This window comes from Streptomyces sp. NPDC056160, from assembly GCF_042268205.1.
GTDB lineage: Bacteria > Actinomycetota > Actinomycetes > Streptomycetales > Streptomycetaceae > Streptomyces.
In genome coordinates, this window is record NZ_JBHJUW010000093.1 from 17,994 (window position 1) to 34,781 (window position 16,788).

The 16,788-nt window shown below is 72.8% G+C and carries 13 protein-coding genes; 4 read left to right on the forward strand and 9 right to left on the reverse strand.

Annotated elements, in window-relative coordinates:
* The first annotated feature begins 400 nt into the window (after nucleotides 1–400).
* Nucleotides 401–2,227: an AMP-dependent synthetase/ligase gene (locus tag ACFC02_RS28570; RefSeq protein WP_376363170.1), complete on the forward strand. Its 1,827-nt coding sequence runs from the start codon at nucleotides 401–403 to the stop codon at nucleotides 2,225–2,227.
* Nucleotides 2,228–2,375: 148 nt separating this feature from the next.
* Nucleotides 2,376–3,212: an aldo/keto reductase gene (locus ACFC02_RS28575; RefSeq protein ID WP_376363173.1), complete on the forward strand. Its 837-nt coding sequence runs from the start codon at nucleotides 2,376–2,378 to the stop codon at nucleotides 3,210–3,212.
* Nucleotides 3,213–3,291: 79 nt separating this feature from the next.
* On the opposite strand, the gene ACFC02_RS28580 is transcribed toward ACFC02_RS28575, so the two are convergent.
* The 6 genes from ACFC02_RS28580 to ACFC02_RS28605 all read right to left on the reverse strand — a co-directional run bounded on the left by ACFC02_RS28580 (nucleotide 3,292) and on the right by ACFC02_RS28605 (nucleotide 10,582).
* The gene (locus ACFC02_RS28580) at nucleotides 3,292–4,263 is read right to left on the reverse strand and encodes a methyltransferase (RefSeq protein WP_376363176.1); all 972 of its coding nucleotides are present in this window, start codon (nucleotides 4,261–4,263) and stop codon (nucleotides 3,292–3,294) included.
* A 212-nt stretch (nucleotides 4,264–4,475) separates the two neighbouring features.
* Nucleotides 4,476–6,233 (reverse strand): glycoside hydrolase family 6 protein, encoded by a 1,758-nt coding sequence (locus ACFC02_RS28585; RefSeq protein ID WP_376363179.1) that lies wholly within the window; start codon nucleotides 6,231–6,233, stop codon nucleotides 4,476–4,478.
* A gap of 107 nt (nucleotides 6,234–6,340) precedes the next feature.
* The gene (locus ACFC02_RS28590; RefSeq protein ID WP_376363182.1) at nucleotides 6,341–7,774 is read right to left on the reverse strand and encodes a cellulose binding domain-containing protein; all 1,434 of its coding nucleotides are present in this window, start codon (nucleotides 7,772–7,774) and stop codon (nucleotides 6,341–6,343) included.
* A 469-nt stretch (nucleotides 7,775–8,243) separates the two neighbouring features.
* The gene (locus ACFC02_RS28595) at nucleotides 8,244–8,993 is read right to left on the reverse strand and encodes a class I SAM-dependent methyltransferase (protein ID WP_376363184.1); all 750 of its coding nucleotides are present in this window, start codon (nucleotides 8,991–8,993) and stop codon (nucleotides 8,244–8,246) included.
* A gap of 27 nt (nucleotides 8,994–9,020) precedes the next feature.
* Nucleotides 9,021–9,326, reverse strand: a complete 306-nt coding sequence (locus ACFC02_RS28600; protein WP_376363187.1) for a 4a-hydroxytetrahydrobiopterin dehydratase — start codon at nucleotides 9,324–9,326, stop codon at nucleotides 9,021–9,023.
* 146 nt (nucleotides 9,327–9,472) lie between these two features.
* Nucleotides 9,473–10,582, reverse strand: a complete 1,110-nt coding sequence (locus tag ACFC02_RS28605) for an ADP-ribosylglycohydrolase family protein (RefSeq protein WP_376363190.1) — start codon at nucleotides 10,580–10,582, stop codon at nucleotides 9,473–9,475.
* A 44-nt stretch (nucleotides 10,583–10,626) separates the two neighbouring features.
* Here ACFC02_RS28605 and ACFC02_RS28610 point away from each other — a divergent pair, with 44 nt between their 5' ends.
* Both ACFC02_RS28610 and ACFC02_RS28615 read left to right on the forward strand, forming a co-directional pair.
* Nucleotides 10,627–11,466, forward strand: a complete 840-nt coding sequence (locus tag ACFC02_RS28610; protein ID WP_376363192.1) for a helix-turn-helix domain-containing protein — start codon at nucleotides 10,627–10,629, stop codon at nucleotides 11,464–11,466.
* A 52-nt stretch (nucleotides 11,467–11,518) separates the two neighbouring features.
* Entirely contained in the window at nucleotides 11,519–12,382 is an 864-nt protein-coding gene (locus ACFC02_RS28615; RefSeq protein WP_376363195.1) for a helix-turn-helix domain-containing protein, read from the forward strand.
* A gap of 65 nt (nucleotides 12,383–12,447) precedes the next feature.
* Here the strand turns inward: ACFC02_RS28615 and dnaK are convergent, their stop codons facing one another.
* The 3 genes from dnaK to ACFC02_RS28630 all read right to left on the reverse strand — a co-directional run.
* Complete coding sequence (dnaK, locus tag ACFC02_RS28620) at nucleotides 12,448–14,331, reverse strand: molecular chaperone DnaK (protein WP_376363198.1); 1,884 nt, start codon at nucleotides 14,329–14,331, stop codon at nucleotides 12,448–12,450.
* 122 nt (nucleotides 14,332–14,453) lie between these two features.
* The gene (locus ACFC02_RS28625; protein ID WP_360964583.1) at nucleotides 14,454–14,879 is read right to left on the reverse strand and encodes an OsmC family protein; all 426 of its coding nucleotides are present in this window, start codon (nucleotides 14,877–14,879) and stop codon (nucleotides 14,454–14,456) included.
* Between the two features lie 244 nt (nucleotides 14,880–15,123).
* On the reverse strand, nucleotides 15,124–16,788 hold a 1,665-nt coding region (locus ACFC02_RS28630), incomplete at its 5' end, for an alkaline phosphatase family protein (RefSeq protein WP_376363202.1).

The window sequence follows — 16,788 nt, forward strand, 5'->3', positions numbered from 1 at the left end:
GTGCGCCCTGCGGTCGTGCGGGGGGCCCGGCACGGGTGACCGTCCGCGGGCCCGGCGGACCCCCGCCCCGGCCCCGGAGGTGGCCGTCCGCGAGGCCCGCGGATGACCGTCCACGGGCCCCGCGGGCGGGGCTCCGCCGGGCCGTCGGCGCCGTCGGGGGTCGTACAGATTCGGTGGAGATACCGGCACCGAAACTTACTGAACCGTAAGAAACTCTGTCCGACCCTTACCCATGTGAGCGTATTTTCCGGCGCTGACCTCGGCGGACGTGAGCACGACTCGCTTTCGGCCCCCCTGCCGCCCCGCATTCCCGTGGGGTAGCTTTCACGGCGCTGTGCGGAGCGTCACCGGCGCCCCGGAGGCGAACCGGACCGAGCGGGACCGAGAGCGGGAGCGGGGTTTGCGCGAGTTCACCAGCCCTCCGTCGACTTCGGCACCGCCGGTGGGCGGCCTGGCCGACGTCGTCTTCCAGCATGCCCAGGACGACCCGCTACGCATCGCGCTGGGCCGCAAGGACGAGTCGGGCAGGTGGCGTGACGTGACCGCCGCCGAGTTCCGCGACGAGGTCCTCGCCCTCGCCAAGGGGCTGCTGGCCCAGGGCGTCCGCTTCGGCGACCGGGTCGCCATCATGTCCCGCACCCGCTACGAGTGGACCCTCTTCGACTTCGCGCTGTGGACCATCGGCGCCCAGGTGGTGCCGGTCTACCCGACCTCCTCGGCCGAGCAGTGCTCCTGGATGCTCTACGACGCCGAGGTGTCGGCGGCCGTCGTGGAGCACGAGGACCACGCGATGACGATCGCCACCGTCATCGACCGGCTGCCGCGCCTCGGCCGGCTGTGGCAGCTCGACTCGGGGGCCCTGCAGGAGCTGTACGACGCGGGCGCGCACATCGAGGACGAGGTGGTGCACCGGCACCGCGAGGCGGTGACGCCCGAGTCGGTCGCCACGGTCATCTACACCTCCGGCACCACCGGCCGCCCCAAGGGCTGCGTCCTCACCCACGGGAACTTCATGACCGAGGCGGACACGGTCATCGACCGCTGGGAGCCGGTGTTCCACTCCCGCAGGGGCGACGAGGCCGCGACCCTGCTGTTCCTGCCGCTCGCACACGTCTTCGGCCGCATGGTGGAGGTGGCGGCGATCCGCGGCCGGGTCCGCTTCGGGCACCAGCCGCAGCTGCACGCCGCCGCGCTGCTGCCGGACCTCCAGGCGTTCCGGCCGACGTTCATCCTCGCGGTGCCGTACATCTTCGAGAAGGTGTTCGGCGCGGCCCGGCGCAAGGCCGAGCGGGAGGGCCGGGACGGTCCCTTCGAGAAGGCCGTGGACGTGGCCGTGAGGTACGCGGACGCCGTCGAGGCCAAGGCGTGGGGCCTGGGTCCCGGCCCGTCGGCCGCCCTGCGCATGCAGCACCAGCTCTTCGACAAGCTGGTGTACTCCAAGGTGCGGGCGGCCATGGGCGGCCGGATCCGCAACGCGATGTCGGGTGGCTCGGGCATGGACCGGCGGCTCGGCCTGTTCTTCGCGGGCGCGGGCGTGCAGGTCTACGAGGGCTACGGTCTGACCGAGTCCACGGCCGCCGCCACCGCCAACCCGCCCGAGCGAACCCGCTACGGCACGGTCGGGCAGCCGATCCCCGGGGTCACCGTGCACATCGCCGACGACGGCGAGGTGTGGCTGCGCGGCGGGAACGTCTTCCAGGGCTACCTCAACAACCCGAAGGCCACCGACGAGACGCTGCACGACGGCTGGCTGGCCACCGGTGACCTCGGCGCGCTCGACGAGGACGGCTACCTCACCATCACCGGCCGCAAGAAGGAGATCCTGGTGACCTCCGGCGGCAAGAGCGTGGCACCGGGCGTGCTGGAGGAGCGGGTGCGCGACCACCCGCTGGTCTCCCAGTGCATCGTCGTCGGCAACGACCGCCCCTACGTCGCCGCCCTCATCACCCTCGACCACGAGGCCGTCGAGCACTGGCTGAAGATGCGGAACAAGCCGAAGCCGGCCCCGGCCCAGCTGGTGCGCGACCCCGACCTGGAGACCGAGGTGCGGCGCGCGGTGGTCGCCGCGAACACGCTGGTGTCCCAGGCGGAGTCGATCCGCACCTTCCGCATCCTCGCGCAGCCCTTCACCGAGGAGCACGGCCTGCTCACGCCGTCGCTGAAGCTGAAGCGCAGGGCCATCGAGAACGCGTACGCCGGCGAGGTTGAGGCGCTGTACCGGGCGTGAGCAGAGCGGTCGGCCGGATCGGGCGACCGGCCGGCTGGATGGACGGATGGAGCGGACCGGCCGGATCGGGCGGTCAGGAATGCGTCACCGCTCGTGATCGTTGACCATATGAGTACCACTTTGACGACAACCGAAGGATCAACAGCCCGTGAGCAGCCAGGTCCCCCCGATCATCCTCAACAACGGCGTCGAGATGCCCCAGCTGGGCTTCGGCGTCTGGCAGGTGCCGGACGACGAGGCCGAGCGCGCGGTCACCACCGCCCTGGAGGCCGGGTACCGCAGCATCGACACAGCGGCGATCTACGGCAATGAAGAGGGCACCGGCAGGGCCATCGCCGCCGCCGCTCTCCCCCGCGAGGACGTCTTCGTCACCACCAAGCTCTGGAACGCCGAACACGGTTACGACAGCACGCTGCGCGCCTTCGACGCGTCCCTGGCCAAGCTCGGCCTGGAGTACCTCGACCTGTACCTGATCCACTGGCCGCTGCCGGCCCGGGGCGCGTACGTCGACACGTACAAGGCGTTCGAGAAGCTCCTCGCCGACGGCCGGGTGCGGGCCATCGGCACCTCGAACTTCCTGCCGGAGCACCTGCGGCGGCTGATCTCCGAGACCTCGGTGGTCCCGGCGGTCAACCAGATCGAACTGCACCCGCACCTCCAGCAGCACGCCGCCCGCGAGTTCCACGCGGAGCAGGGCATCGCGACCGAGGCGTGGTCGCCGCTCGGCCAGGGCAAGGGCCTGCTGGAGGTCCCGGCGATCGTGGCGATCGCCCGGAAGCACGGCCGCACCCCGGCCCAGGTGGTGCTGCGCTGGCACGTGCAGCTCGGCAACGTCGTCATCCCGAAGTCGGTCACGCCGTCCCGGATCAAGGAGAACATCGAGGTCTTCGACTTCAGCCTGGACGACGAGGACCTCGCGGCGATCAGCGCCCTGAACGAGGACCGGCGGCTGGGTCCGGACCCGGCGACGTTCGACGTCGTCTGAGCCGGCGGGCCACCGGCCGAGGCCCTTTTGCGTCGTGTGTCCCGCACCCGCTGTCCGGCGGGTGCGGGACCGGAGCGGCTCAGCCGATGCGCACGGCCGTGTACACGGTGTGCGCCTTCAGCACGAAGACGTCCTTCCTGCGGTGCACGCTCGCCTCGTCCTCCGGGTCGAGGAGCCGGTCCAGCGTGGCCCGGTCCTCCGCGCCGAGGGCGTCCGCCGCCCCCTCCCGCAGCCGGCCGAGGGTGGCGGCGACGTAGGCGCGGGCCGGTTCGGAGACGGGCGCGGGCAGGTCCAGGAGGAAACTGCGGGTGCCGGTGTGCTTGAGCCCGGCCGAGGCGAGGAGCGCGGGCCAGTCCTCGGTCGCGGCGACGGAGTCCGGCAGGCCCTCGCGCATCCGGCTGAACCACTCGGCCTCGACCGCGTCCAGGCGTGCCTGCAGGCCGGGACGCCCGACGCCGATGTGCCGGGGCAGGTAACGGGCGGGCAGGCCGCCCTCCAGCAGGGCGAGGGTCCCGCCGGGCGCCAGCCGCTCGGCGCACGCCGCCAGGGCGGCCCGCTGGTCGCCCAGGTGGTGCAGGCTGTTGCTGGCCCACAGCAGGTCGGCGGGGTACTCCAGGTCGGACAGGACGCCGGGGAGTTCGCCGGTGACCGTGGTGAAGCGGTCGGCGAAGCCGAGCCGGGCGGCGCGGGCGGCGGCCCGCTCCAGCAGCGGCGCGGAGCCGTCCACCGCCACGACCCGGGCGCCCGGGAAGGTCTCGGCGAACAGGCAGGAGACCACACCGGGACCGCTGCCCGCGTCCACGACCAGGCCGGGCTCTGCCACCTCCCGCGCCAGCCAGGCCATCGCCCGCCGGTACAGCGGGGCGAAGAGTTCCGCCTGCGACTCCAGCAGCGGGGCCATCACGGCCCAGTCGAGGTCGGCGTGCCCGTGGTGCCCGTGGTGCCCGTGGTGCCCCTGGTGCTCCTCGTGTCCCTCGGACCGGTCAGGTCCCTGGTGCCCCTGGTGGCCGTGGGGGTGCGGACCGTCGTGGCCCCCGTGCTGCTGCGCCATGGTGATCAGCCTCTCGTCTCGGTGCGGCCAGAGTGCGCCGCCGTACCGGGCCGGGGCCAGTCCACTTGCCGATACGGCAAAAAACCGCGTGCGGAATTGCCTGCCTGATCCCCGGCACGAAGCCGGGGACCGGCCCGCGAGGGCCGACCGCAGCGGACGGCCGGCGCCTTCGCCGCGGACCGGGCCCCGGCGGATCACCTACGCGCCACAGATCACGGCAGCGGCGGGTAGGCGTTCTGCATCAGCTGCTGGAACTGGGCGGAGAACCAGTGCCCGGCCAGCGGCGCGTCGGGCAGCGCACCCGTGGGATTGTTGCCGTTGCGGGCGTTGCCCCCGTACGTCGGGTCGCACATCCGGTCGAAGCCCTTGCCCTCGTCGTTGGAGACGGCGGAGCTGGACCCGTCCGACTCCCCCGGCGGCTTCACCCACACGTAGGCGTCGATCCCGGCGGCCGGGGCGGCGGCCGGCCGCTCGCCGAGGCCCGCGCCGCTCTGGTTGCACCAGTTCCCCACGTGGATGCGGCGGTCGGTGCGACCGCCGTCGACGTAGGCGTCCACCGAGGTCAGCGGGCCGGCCCCGGCCGGGCGGGCGGCGCCGCCCCAGCCGTTGCGGGAGGTGTCGATCAGCATGCCGATGCCAGAGTCGAACCCGGCCGCGACGAGCTTGTCCCGCAGCGCCTGCGCGTACGACTGCTCGTCCGTGTACTGGTTCCAGTCCACCCACTTGGCCTGGCGCACCGTCTGCCCGTTGATGCTGTCGGTGACCTTGAAGTACGGCTCCTTGGTGGCGCTGTAGTTGGCCGTGTTGACGATGAACCCGGCCACGTCGTGCACGCTCGCGCCGTTGCTCGTCGCGGCCTTCTGGAACTCCGTGACGGACGGGCCGAGGTTGGAGTCCCAGCCCAGCCAGCCGTGGTGGGCGGCGTCGATGTAGTTGTAGACGTTCGGGATGGCGCCGAACTTGTCCAGCGCGTAGCCGACGCCCTTCTCGTAGTTGCCGTTGGACTTCATGGTCACGCAGGCGTCGGTGGTGGTGTTGGTGCCGCCGGCGTTGGTGACCAGGTTGGGCAGTGAGTCGGGCTCGATGACGGTCGCGATCCGCAGGCCCGCGTACTTCGGGTCGGACAGGACGGCGGCGATGGGGTCGATGTACTGGGACTTGTACCGGTCGATGTCGGTGGGGCCCAGTTCGCCGTTGGAGGCGAGCGCCGCGCAGTCGCGTCCGGGCAGGTCGTAGATGACCAGTTGGACGACGAGTTCGCCGGAGCCCTTCTGCTTCAGGGCCTCGTCGAGGTGGTCGCGCAGGCCCATGCCGCCGTCGACGCCCTCGATGGTGGCGATGCGGTCGAGCCACACGGCGGTGGGCTGGTTCGCGATGCGGCTGCCGCCCGGTTCGGCGGCGGCCTTCGCGGACCACTCGGGGTTCACGTAGACCTCGGCGCCGTCGTACGGGTTGCCGACGCGCCCGCTCGGGTCCGTCGTGCCGCCACCCGGGTCCGTGGTGCCGCCACCCGGGTCGGTGGTGCCGCCACCCGGGTCGGTGGTGCCGCCGCCGTCGACATTGCAGGTCACGCCGTCGAGGGTGAAGGTGGCCGGGACGGCGTTGGTGCCGCTGTAGGTGCCCTGGAAGCCGAAGGCGGCGCTGGCGCCGGTGGCGAGGGTGCCGTTGTAGCTCTCGTTGGCGGCGGTGACGGCGGCACCGCTCTGGGTGATCTTCGCGTTCCAGCCGCTGGTGACCTTCTGGTCCCCGGCGTAGGACCACTTCAGGGACCAGGACGACTTGGCGGCGCCGTTGTTGGTGACGGTGACGGCGGCCGTGAAGCCGGTGTTCCACTGGTTCTGCACCTGGTAGTCGACGGTGCAGGGCGCGGCGGCGGCGCCGGCGCTGGCGGGTACGGCGGTGAGTGCCAGGCCCGTGCCCCCGGCGACCAGGGTCAGGGCGGCGAGCATCGCTGTTCTGCTGCGGCTCATGAGTGGGGAATTCCTCCTGTGGGAAGGGAAGACCTGCTGATGTGCCTGTGGTGCGTTCGTGCCCTTCTTGCCTGTGGTGCCTGTGGTGCCTGTGGTGCGGGAGGGGGTCAGTGGTCGAGGGCGCGCAGGTGGTCGCGCAGCCCGGTGCCGTACGCCGTGGGCGTGCCGTCGTAGTCGGTGATCAGGGCCGGTCCCGAGGAGCAGTCCCAGGTGTTCCAGGTCCAGCCCAGGTAGGACAGGCCGTGGTCGTCGAACCACTTCATGACGCGGTCGGCGAACCCGTGGGAGCAGGTGTTCTCGCCGATCTCCCCCGCGACCAGCGGCACCCGGGCCGCGACGGGGGCGAGCGTGGAGTTCCAGCAGCTCTCACTGGCGCAGGTGTTGAAGTCGTGGACGTGGTAGGCGGCGACGAGATCGCCCGCCGGGTCGTCGGGCCGGTAGGTCAGCCACTGGCTCAGGTCGTGGGAGTAGGCGAGCCCGCCGGCCAGGATCACGTTCTTCGCCCCGGTGCCGCGTACGGCGTCCACGAGGTCCTGCATCCCGGCGACCTCGTAGCCGATGCCCGGGCAGGTGCCGCCGTCGCGCCAGCACTTCCACGCTTCGGTGGCGCCGGACATGGCCCGGTCCGGGTACGGCTCGTTGAACAGGTCGAAGGCGACGGCCCGGTCGTCCTTGAAGGTGCCGTCGGCCGACGACCGGAACGAGGGCGTGTACCGGGCGTCGGGCATCGGCTTCTGGCAGGTGGCGTGCACGTCGGAGCAGCCCGCCGAGTTGCCGGTGTACTGGCCGTTGGTCCAGTGCAGTTCGACGATCGGGGTCATGCCCTGCGCCTCGACGCGGGCCACCAGCTGCTTGACCGCGTCGATGTAGCGCTCGCCCGCGTAGGCGGGGTCCACGTTGGAGAGTCCCAGCCGGCATTCCTCGTTGAGGGGGATGCGCACCGCGTTCGCCTTCCAGTCGGCGATCGCCTTCACGGCGGCGTCGTCCACGGGTCCGTCGAAGACGCCGTAGCCCTGGACGCACATGAACTCGCCGCCGGACCGGTTGACGCCGAGCAGCCGGCGCGGGGTGCCGTCGGCGTCGAGGAGCCTGTTGCCGTTCACGTGCAGGGCGGGCGCCCTGCCGTCACCGGCGGGCGGCGGGTCGGTCGGGGGGGCGGCCGGATCGGTCGGGGGTGTGGACGGGTCGGTGTGGCAAGCCGTGCCGTTGAGCCGGAACGCCGTCGGCAGGGCCGTGCTCCCCGGCGAGCCGGCCAGGAACCCGGCGCCGACGCTCGCTCGGTTGGCGAGCGCGCCGTTCCAGCTCTCGCTCGCGGCGGTCACCGCCGTGCCGGACTGGGACCATGCGGCGTTCCAGCCCTGGGTGACCCGGCTGCCGTCGGGGAGATCGAAGGTCAGCCGCCAACTGCTCACCGGCTCCTGGTGGTCGGTGATGGTCACGGCCGCCTGGAAGCCGGTGTCCCACGGGTTGGTGACGGAGTACTCCACCGTGCACGCGGGTGTGGCTCCCTGCGCCGAGACCACCGGTACGACCACGCTCATGACGAGCGCGACCGCCGAGGCGGCGGCTAAAAGTACTGAACGCGGGGGGTGACGCATGGGCGACTCCTTGCAGACCGGGCGTGTCGTGGCGGACGCGCCGACTGATGGAACCGCTCCCACTGGTGCGAGTGAAGGTAGCGCCAAGTGCCGGTGAAGAACAGGGGGCTTCCTGACTTTCGGCGCACTTTCCCTCGACCCGGCTCGTCAGAGGGGTTCCGAATGTTTTCGGTCCGTCAAGGACTTGACCGTTCCCTGACACGTCCGCACTATGGGAGCGCTCCCACTGGTCATGGCTTGTCGCCCCGCCCCGCTTCTCCCCGCTCCCTGCCCCTCTTCCGAGCGCGCCGACCCGCAAGGTCGTCCGAGCGCGCCGGCCCGCAAGGAGAGGAACCGGTTCATGCCTCCCTGACGAAGACGCGCACGCCTGCTGAAGACGACGCAGGAGCGGACGCGCCGCGCCCCTGCCTGCTCAGCCGGCGGCCGGCTTGCGGAACGCGCGCAGGCTGAAGACCGGATCGGGGCGCGGGCGGTCCTGGTCGGGCAGGGCCGCGAGCCGGGCGGCGAAGCCGTCGGCCAGCGGATCGCCGGGCGGCAGCGTGACGAACCAGCCGCGCCGCAGGTCGTCGATGGTACGGCGGGGGCTGCGGCCCTGGCCTCGCCCCCGGAAGCGCGCTTTCGCGGCCGGGACCAGACCGAGCGCGACGGCGTACCCGGTGACCAGACCGTCCGCGTCCCGGGCCGGGCTCGGCGGCCGGGAGGCGAGCACGGCGTCGATGTCGCTGCCCACGTTGTGCGCGGCGGCCTTGTCGACCGTGGTGACGTACACCCCGCCGGGGCGCAGTACGCGGACGCACTCGGCGACGACGGCGCGTGCGTCGGTGTCGCTCGGGGCGAGATGGAGGAGCCAGACGCTGGTGACCGCGTCGAAGAGGCCGTCGGCGAAGGGCAGGCGGCGGATGTCGGCACGGACGACGGCGCCGGGCAGCCGCGCGGCGGCCCTGCGGGTCATGGCCGGTGCCAGGTCCACGCCGGTCACCCGCGCCGCGGGACGGGCGGCGGCGAGGCGGCGGGTCACGATGCCGGTGCCGCAGCCGGCGTCGAGCAGGTGACGGGTGCCCTCGGGCAGGAGGCCGAGGACCGCACCGGCCGCGGCGGCGGCCCGGGGCTCGCCGCCGCGCGCGGTGTCATAGCGTTCGGCTTCCTCGTCGTAGTCCAGCACGCGGCCCCCGGTCGCGTCCGGCGCGGTTCAGCTCGCGCCGTGGACCGGCGCCAGGTCCTGCACCCGCTGGGCGAGCCGGAAGTCCAGCTCGGTGACGGCGCCGCCCGCGCTGTGCGTGTTCACGCTGAGGGAGACGCTGTTGTAGCCGAGGGTCAGGTCGGAGTGGTGGTCCAGTTCCTCCTGCACCTGGGCGATGTGCACGACCATCGCGGTCGCCGCGAAGTGCGAGCCGAGCCGGTAGGAACGGGTGAGGCGGTCGCCGTCCAGGGACCAGCCGGGCAGTTCCGCCAGCCGGTCCTCGATCTCCTTCTGCGACAGCGGTTCTGCGGGCATGGGCCGGCTCCCTTCCTGGGCGCCGCCGGACGGCGCGCCTGTGGTGGCGGTCTGCGGGCGAACCGGTCCGGCCGCCCCTTCAGCCTGCCCTGTTCAGCCTGCCACAGGAAGGTCGCCGGGTCCCGCGTCCGCGGTGCGGTCGGAGGTCAGGCGGGCACGGATCCGGCCGCCAGGTCGTCGGCGAGGGCGGCGATGCGGGCCCGTCCCTCCACGCGCTCCACCCAGGCGTGCGGCAGAGCGTGGTCGCCGTACCGGGCGCCGAGGATGTTGCCGCAGATCGACCCGGTGGAGTCGCTGTCGCCCGAGTGGTTGACGGCCAGCAGCAGGGCGTTCTCGACACCGGAGGCGGCGAGGGCGGCGTAGACGCCGATGGCCAGGGCCTCCTCGGCGACCCAGCCGGCGCCGAGCCGTTCCACCTGCTCCGCGCTCGGGCTGCCCTCGGCGGCCAGGTCCAGGGCCCGGGTGAGGGCCGCTGTGGTCTCCTCGTGGCCGGCGTGGCGGCCGAGCAGGCGCAGCGAGCGCAGCACCGCGCCCTCGACGGAGTCCCCGGCCACGACGCAGGCGATGATCGCGGCGAAGGCGCCGGCCGCGTAGTAGCCGGTGGGGTGGCCGTGGGTCATCTGGGCGCAGCGGGCGGCGCTGTCGAAGGCCGACTCGGGGCCGGCGCCGGTGAGGCCGAAGGGCGCCGAGCGCATCACCGCGCCGCAGCCCTTGGAGTCGGAGTTGATGGGTCCGGGCGCACCGAGCACGGCGGCGGGGTCGGGCACGAGGTCGAGGGCGAGGCCGGACATGCAGGCGTTGCCGGGCGCACGGCGGGAGTACAGCCACGCCTCGGTGACCAGGCCGCCGCGCGGGCCGGCGTAGGAGCCGCCGGTGGGCCGGGCGAGTTCGCTCGCGTGCGGTCCGGTGCGGCTCTGGGTCTCCAGCCAGCGCTCGTAGGCCCAGCGAACCAGCCGGAAGCCGCCGCTGCCCAGGCGGGGGCCGTGGCCCTGCTGCTGGGCCTGGCGGATGCCCTCGGCGGTGAACAGGGTCATCTGGGTGTCGTCGCTGATCAGGCCGACCTCTCCGGCGTCCGCGGCGGCGGTGACCAGGCCGGTGAGGCCGCGCGGGCCGTGCGTGGCGCGGATCCGGTCCAGGGCGCTGAACTCGATGGGGTAGCCGAGGGCGTCCCCGACGGCCCCGCCCAGCAGGCAGCCGCGCACCCTGGCCCGGTACACGGCCGTCGCCTCCCCGGACGGCTTCCACAACTCGCTCATGCGCCCACTCCTCGCAGTGGTTCGGTTCGACTACGGTCGTACGTATGACCATTCTCGCGACCGGTGACGTCCGGGTTCCCACCGCCCCCTCGGACCGTGGCGTGGGCCCGCTGCTGCGGGCCTGGCGGGAGCGGCGGCGGATCAGTCAGCTGGAACTGGCGCTGCGCGCCGACTCCTCGGCCCGGCACATCAGTTTCGTCGAGACGGGCCGGTCCCGGCCGAGCGAGGAGATGGTGCTGCGGCTGGCCGAGCACCTGGACGTGCCGGTGCGCGAGCGCAACGCGCTGCTGCTGGCGGCCGGTTACGCCCCGCACTATCCGGAGACGCCGCTGGACGACCCGGCGCTCGGCGCGCTGCGGGAGGGACTCGAGCGGCTGATCCAGGGCTACGAGCCGTATCCGGCGCTGGTGGTCGACGCGGTGTACGACGTGGTCGCGGCGAACCGCGGTGTGGCGATGCTGCTGGAGGGGGTCCCGGAGCGGCTGCTGACCGCGCCGCTCAACGCGATGCGGCTGACCCTGCACCCGGAGGGTCTCGCCCCGCGCATCCGCAACCTGCGCGAGTGGCGCGGGCATCTGCTGGCGCAGATGGAGCGGCAGATCGCGCTGCACCGTTCCGGGGCGCTGCGGGCGCTGTACGAGGAGGTGGCCGCTTACCCGCTGCCGGAGCCGGTGGCGGGCGCGGTCGAGGAGGAGGCGGCCGGGGAGGTGCCGTACTTCGCGCTGCCCATGCGGATCGAGCACGAGGGACAGGTGCTGTCGTTCGTGTCGTCGATCTCCACCTTCAACACGCCCATGGACGTCACGGTGGCCGAGCTGGCGATCGAGACGTTCCTGCCGGCCGACCCGGCGACGGTGAAACACCTTCGCACGATGATGCCTTGATTGGGTGTGACACACTGCTGCGCGGATGTCGGCGCGCGTGGGGAGGCGTGGCGTGAGTGAGCGGCGGCCCGCGCCCACCGTGGGGCAGGTGGTGCTCGGCAGGAGGCTGCAGGAGTTGCGCGACGCGGCCGGGCTCTCCCGTGAGGAGGCCGCCCGCGTGCTGCGGGTGGCGGCCGCGACCGTACGGCGCATGGAGCTGGCCGAGGTCTCGCTGAAGATCCCGTACGTACAGGTGCTGCTGGCGGCGTACGGGGTCGACGAGGAGGAGGCGGCCGCCTTCGTGCGGCTGGCCGAGGAGGCCAACGAGCCGGGCTGGTGGCAGCGGTACCACGACGTGCTGCCGGAGTGGTTCAGCCTGTACGTGAGCCTGGAGGGCGCGGCCCGGCTGATCCGTTCCTACGAGCCGCACTTCGTGCCCGGCCTGCTCCAGACGGAGGAGTACGCGCGGGCCGTGCTGCAGGCCGGGACGGTCGGGCAGACGGGTCCGGAGGCGATCGAGCGGCACGTGGCACTGCGCATGGCCCGGCAGGAGCTGCTGGAGCGGCCGGACGCGCCGCACCTGTGGGTGATCGTCGAGGAGACGGTGCTGCGGCGGCCCGTGAGCAACCGCGGCGAGGTGATGCGCGGCCAGCTGGACAAGCTGCTGGAGTTCACCGAGCGGGACCGCGTGACGGTGCAGGTCGCGGAGTTCGCGGACGGCCCGCACCCGGGGACGTACGCGCCGTTCTCGCTGTTCCGCTTCGCCGAGCCGGAGCTGCCCGACCTGGTCTACACCGAGTACCTGACCGGCGCGCTGTACCTGGACTCGCGCAGGGAGGTCTCCGCGCACCTGGAGGTCCTCGACCACATGATCGCCCGCGCCGCTCCGGCCGAACGCACCCGCAAGCTGCTGCGGGAGTGCCGCGAGAGCTGCTGACACCGGCGGCCGGGCGCGGTCACCGCGTGACCGGCTCGCAGACCTTGCCCGTCCGGGTGGACGGTCTAGGCGGCCGGGCCCTTGGTGTTCCCCTCGCCCCGGTCCTCATCGACGATCTCGGCGTCCACCACGCCCTCGTCCTCCCGCGGCCCGGTGTGCTCCCCCGCGCCGGCGCCGCTGTCCTGCGCCGGGCTCTGCTGGGCCTGGGCGTACAGGGCCTGGCCCATCTTCTGGCTGACCGAGGCGAGCTTGTCCACCGCGGTGCGCAGGGCGGTGGTGTCGGCGTCGTGCTCCAGGAGTCCCTTCACCTCGGCGGCGGCCGACTCCACCTCGCTCTTCGTCTCGCCAGGAACCCGGTCGCCGTTGTCACGGAGGAACTTCTCGGTCTGGTAGACGAGTTGCTCGGCCTGGTTGCGGGTCTCGGCGGCCTCGCGGCGGGAGCGGTCCTCCTCGGCGTACTGCTCGGCCTCACGCATCATGCGGTCGATGTCGTCCTTGGGCAGGGCGGAGCCGCCCGTGACGGTCATCTTCTGCTCGCGGCCGGTGGCCAGGTCCTTCGCGGACACGTGCATGATGCCGTTGGCGTCGATGTCGAAGGCGACCTCGATCTGGGGCACCCCGCGCGGGGCGGGCGGCAGCCCTGTGAGGTCGAAGACGCCGAGCTTCTTGTTGTACGCGGCGATCTCGCGTTCGCCCTGGTAGACCTGGATGCCGACCGAGGGCTGGTTGTCGGCGGCGGTGGTGAAGATCTCCGAACGCCTTGTCGGGATCGTGGTGTTGCGCTCGATCAGCCTGGTCATGATGCCGCCCTTGGTCTCGATGCCCAGGGACAGCGGGGTGACGTCGAGCAGCAGTACGTCCTTGACGTCGCCGCGGATCACACCGGCCTGGAGAGCGGCGCCCACGGCTACCACCTCGTCGGGGTTGACGCCCTTGTGCGGGTCCTTGCCGGTGAGTTCGCGGACCAGGTCGGTGACGGCGGGCATGCGGGTGGAGCCGCCGACGAGGATCACGTGGTCGATGGCGGAAAGCTTGACGCCGGCGTCTTTCACGGCCTGGTGGAACGGCTCCTTGCAGCGGTCCAGCAGGTCGGCGGTGAGTTCCTGGAACTGGGCCCGGGTGAGCTTCTCCTCCAGGTGCAGCGGGCCCTCGGCGGAGGCGGTGATGTACGGCAGGTTGATCGAGGTCTCGGTGGAGGAGGACAGCTCGATCTTCGCCTTCTCGGCGGCCTCGCGCAGCCGCTGCACCGCCATCTTGTCGTTGCTCAGGTCAACGCCGTACTGCCCCTTGAACCGTTTGACCAGGTGCTCGACGACGCGCTGGTCCCAGTCGTCGCCGCCGAGGTGGGTGTCGCCGTTGGTGGCCTTGACCTCGATGACGCCCTCGCCGATCTCCAGCAGGGACACGTCGAAGGTGCCGCCGCCGAGGTCGAAGACGAGCACGGTCTGCTCCTCGCCCCGGTCCAGGCCGTAGGCGAGGGCGGCGGCCGTGGGCTCGTTGATGATCCTGAGGACCTTCAGGCCCGCGACGTCCCCGGCCTCCTTGGTCGCCTGGCGCTGGGCGTCGTCGAAGTAGGCGGGCACGGTGATCACCGCGTCCGTGACGTCCTCCCCGAGGTAGGCCTCCGCGTCCCGCTTCAGCTTCTGCAGCACCCGGGCGGACAGTTCCTGCGCCCGGTAGCGGGTGCCGTCGACGGAGCCCTGCTCGGGGAAGCGCCACTGGGTGTCGCCCATGTGGCGTTTGACGGAGCGGGCGGTGCGGTCCACGTTCGTGACCGCCTGCCGTTTGGCGACCTCGCCGACGAGCACCTCACCGCTCTTGGCGAACGCCACGACCGACGGCGTGGTCCGCGCGCCCTCCGCGTTGGCGACGACGGTGGGCTCGCCGCCCTCCAGGACGGCCACCACCGAGTTCGTCGTCCCGAGATCGATCCCGACCGCACGTGCCATCGTCGTCTCCTTTCCGCCTCTGCCACTCCGGGTACCCAGGCGGGCGGGGAAACACGGCGGCGCCGCGCCCCTCGCCGCGAGAACGTGCGAAGGGGGCGCGCCGCCGGAGGGCTGCTGCCGGGTCAGGCGAGCTTGGCGTCCAGGGTGATCGTCGTGCCGGTCAGGGCCTGGCTGACCGGGCAGTTCTTCTTGGCGTCCTCGGCGGCGGCGACGAACGCGTCGTTGTCGATGCCGGGGACGGTGCCCTCGACGGTCAGGTGGATGCCGGTGATCCCCTCGCCCGGCTGGAAGGTCACGTCGGCCTTGGTCCGGATGCTGGTGGGCGGGGTGCCGGCACCGGCCAGACCGTGCGACAGCGCCATGGAGAAGCAGCTGGAGTGGGCGGCGGCGATCAGTTCCTCGGGGCTGGTCTTCCCGTTCGGCTGCTCGGCGCGCGACGGCCACGACACCGGGTACTCGCCGATGCCGGAGGAGTCGAGGGTGACGACGCCGCTGCCGTCGAGCAGATTGCCTTCCCAGGAGGTGTGAGCGGTACGCGTGGTTGCCACGGTGTGTTTCCTGCCTTTCGCCTTGGCACCCGTATCCGGGTTCCGTCGCCCCCATCCGATCACATCCGCGCCGCGCGTACCCAATGAACGGAGCGTGCCGCGGGGCGTTCTCGGTCCGCCCTCGTCCCGCGGGCGAGCGGTCGCGCCGTCGGGCGGTCGGACAGGCAGGCGAGCAGGTGGGAGTCGGACGGGCCGGCGCACGGTCGGGCAGGCGGGAGCCGGAGCGGCGGGCGGTGGGTGCCGGTCAGGCGGCCCGCTCCTCCGGCTCCGCCTCGCGCGGCACCTGCGGGCCGTCGGCGGCCTCGCCCAGCCAGCGGCGCAGCACCCGGTGGATCCGCTCGGCGCCCACGAGGTCCGCGCCGTCGTCGGCGGGCGGTGAGCAGCTCAGCGGCGACAGCAGGAAGGGGCGGCCCTGGGCCCCGCCGAGACCGCCGTGGGAGCCGATCTGCTCCTCGAAGGCGAGGACCTCGCCGTCGGCCGGGTCGTAGGCGGAGTTGACCATGATGTCCGCGGTGTGCGGGAAGGAGTGCGTGCGGCGGACGGCGTCAGCGGCGCCGGGCCCGAAGGCGGCCAGCGGTCCGGGGTCGGCATCGAGGTCGGCCAGGGGTATCTGCGCACCGCGCGCCCCGAGCACCACGCCGCCGTGCTCCTCGCTGCGCACGAGCAGGAAGCCGACGCCGGGGTGGTTGGCGAGGGTGGGCAGCAGCGCGGGGTGGCGCGCGTCGATCTCCTCACGGCTCATGCGGTGCGGCACGTCCGGGAAGGAGACCAGACCGAGGTTGCCGGAGGCCAGGACGACGGGCTCATAGCGGCGGCCCGCACCGCTGTGCCGCTCGCCCGGTTCCTCCACGGGACGGCGCAGCGCGGCCCGCACGGCGGCCCGTGCCTCGGCCCCGCTCCGGGTCCGTTCGGCCTTGCGCGGCACGTGCAGCCCGCAGCCGGCCCGGACCAGGTCGCCGAGGGTGAGGCCGTAGCGGGCGTGGAAGGTCTCGCCGGGGCTCTGGCCGTGGTCGGACAGGACGACGATCCGGTACGGGCGCGGGGCGTGCTCGGCGACGTTCTCGATCAGCGCGAGCGCGCGGTCGAGTCGTCGCAGGACCTTCGCCGCGTCTTGGCTGCGCGGCCCGGAGTGGTGGGCGACCTCGTCGTAGGCGACCAGGTCGGCGTAGACGGCGGTGCGCCCGGCGAGCAGGTCACCCATCACGGCGGCCACGACGACGTCCCGCTCGACGACGGTCGCGAAGGCGCGCACGAGCGGGTAGAGGCCGCCGCGGGAGACCCGCGGGCGCTGCCCCCGGATCCGGGCGCGCACGGACTCGCCGATCTCGCGGGCGACCTCGGCGCCGAAGGACAGGGCGGTGCGCACCGCGTTGGCGGGGTCGCAGAAGTAGGCGAAGTAACCCGCGCGGGAACGGTTGTCCCGGCCGCGGCGCGCGGAGACGGACAGGACGAGGGCGAGTTCGTCGGCGCCGCCGCTGAACAGGTTGCCGCGGCTGGCGCCGTCCGCGGTGAGCAGTCCGCCGTCGCGGGTGCGCTCGACGGCCCGGCGCTGGAGCTCCACGGCGCCGGCGGGGCGGTTGCACACCATCACCTCACCCGTCTCCTTCTCGTACCAGCGGAAGGCGGGGACGTCGTGGTTGCTGCCGTGCAGGATCCCGAGCTGGCTCGCGCCGGTCTGGCTGGACCAGTCGGTGCGCCAGGGGGTGAGCCGGTGGGTGGGGGCGGCGCTCGCACCCGTGTTCTGGCCCGGGGCGGCGACGGGGCCCGCGGCGGCCACAGGGGCGGTCACCAGGGGCTGGGCGCCGGTGGCCGCGGAGGTCCGGGCGCCGGTGGCCGCGGAGGTCGCAGCGCCGGTGCCGAGCCAGCGACCGACGGTCGGCATCAGCCCCTCGGCCACGGCGTCCCGCAG

Bases quoted from the DNA above. Each gene is read 5' to 3' on its own strand.
- ACFC02_RS28580 (WP_376363176.1), bottom strand. From the start codon at position 4,263: ATGGCGCAGCAGCACGGGGGCCACGACGGTCCGCACCCCCACGGCCAC.
- ACFC02_RS28585 (WP_376363179.1), bottom strand. From the start codon at position 6,233: ATGAGCCGCAGCAGAACAGCGATGCTCGCCGCCCTGACCCTGGTCGCC.
- ACFC02_RS28590 (WP_376363182.1), bottom strand. From the start codon at position 7,774: ATGAGCGTGGTCGTACCGGTGGTCTCGGCGCAGGGAGCCACACCCGCG.
- ACFC02_RS28600 (WP_376363187.1), bottom strand. From the start codon at position 9,326: ATGCCCGCAGAACCGCTGTCGCAGAAGGAGATCGAGGACCGGCTGGCG.
- ACFC02_RS28605 (WP_376363190.1), bottom strand. From the start codon at position 10,582: ATGAGCGAGTTGTGGAAGCCGTCCGGGGAGGCGACGGCCGTGTACCGG.
- ACFC02_RS28610 (WP_376363192.1), top strand. From the start codon at position 10,627: ATGACCATTCTCGCGACCGGTGACGTCCGGGTTCCCACCGCCCCCTCG.
- dnaK (WP_376363198.1), bottom strand. From the start codon at position 14,331: ATGGCACGTGCGGTCGGGATCGATCTCGGGACGACGAACTCGGTGGTG.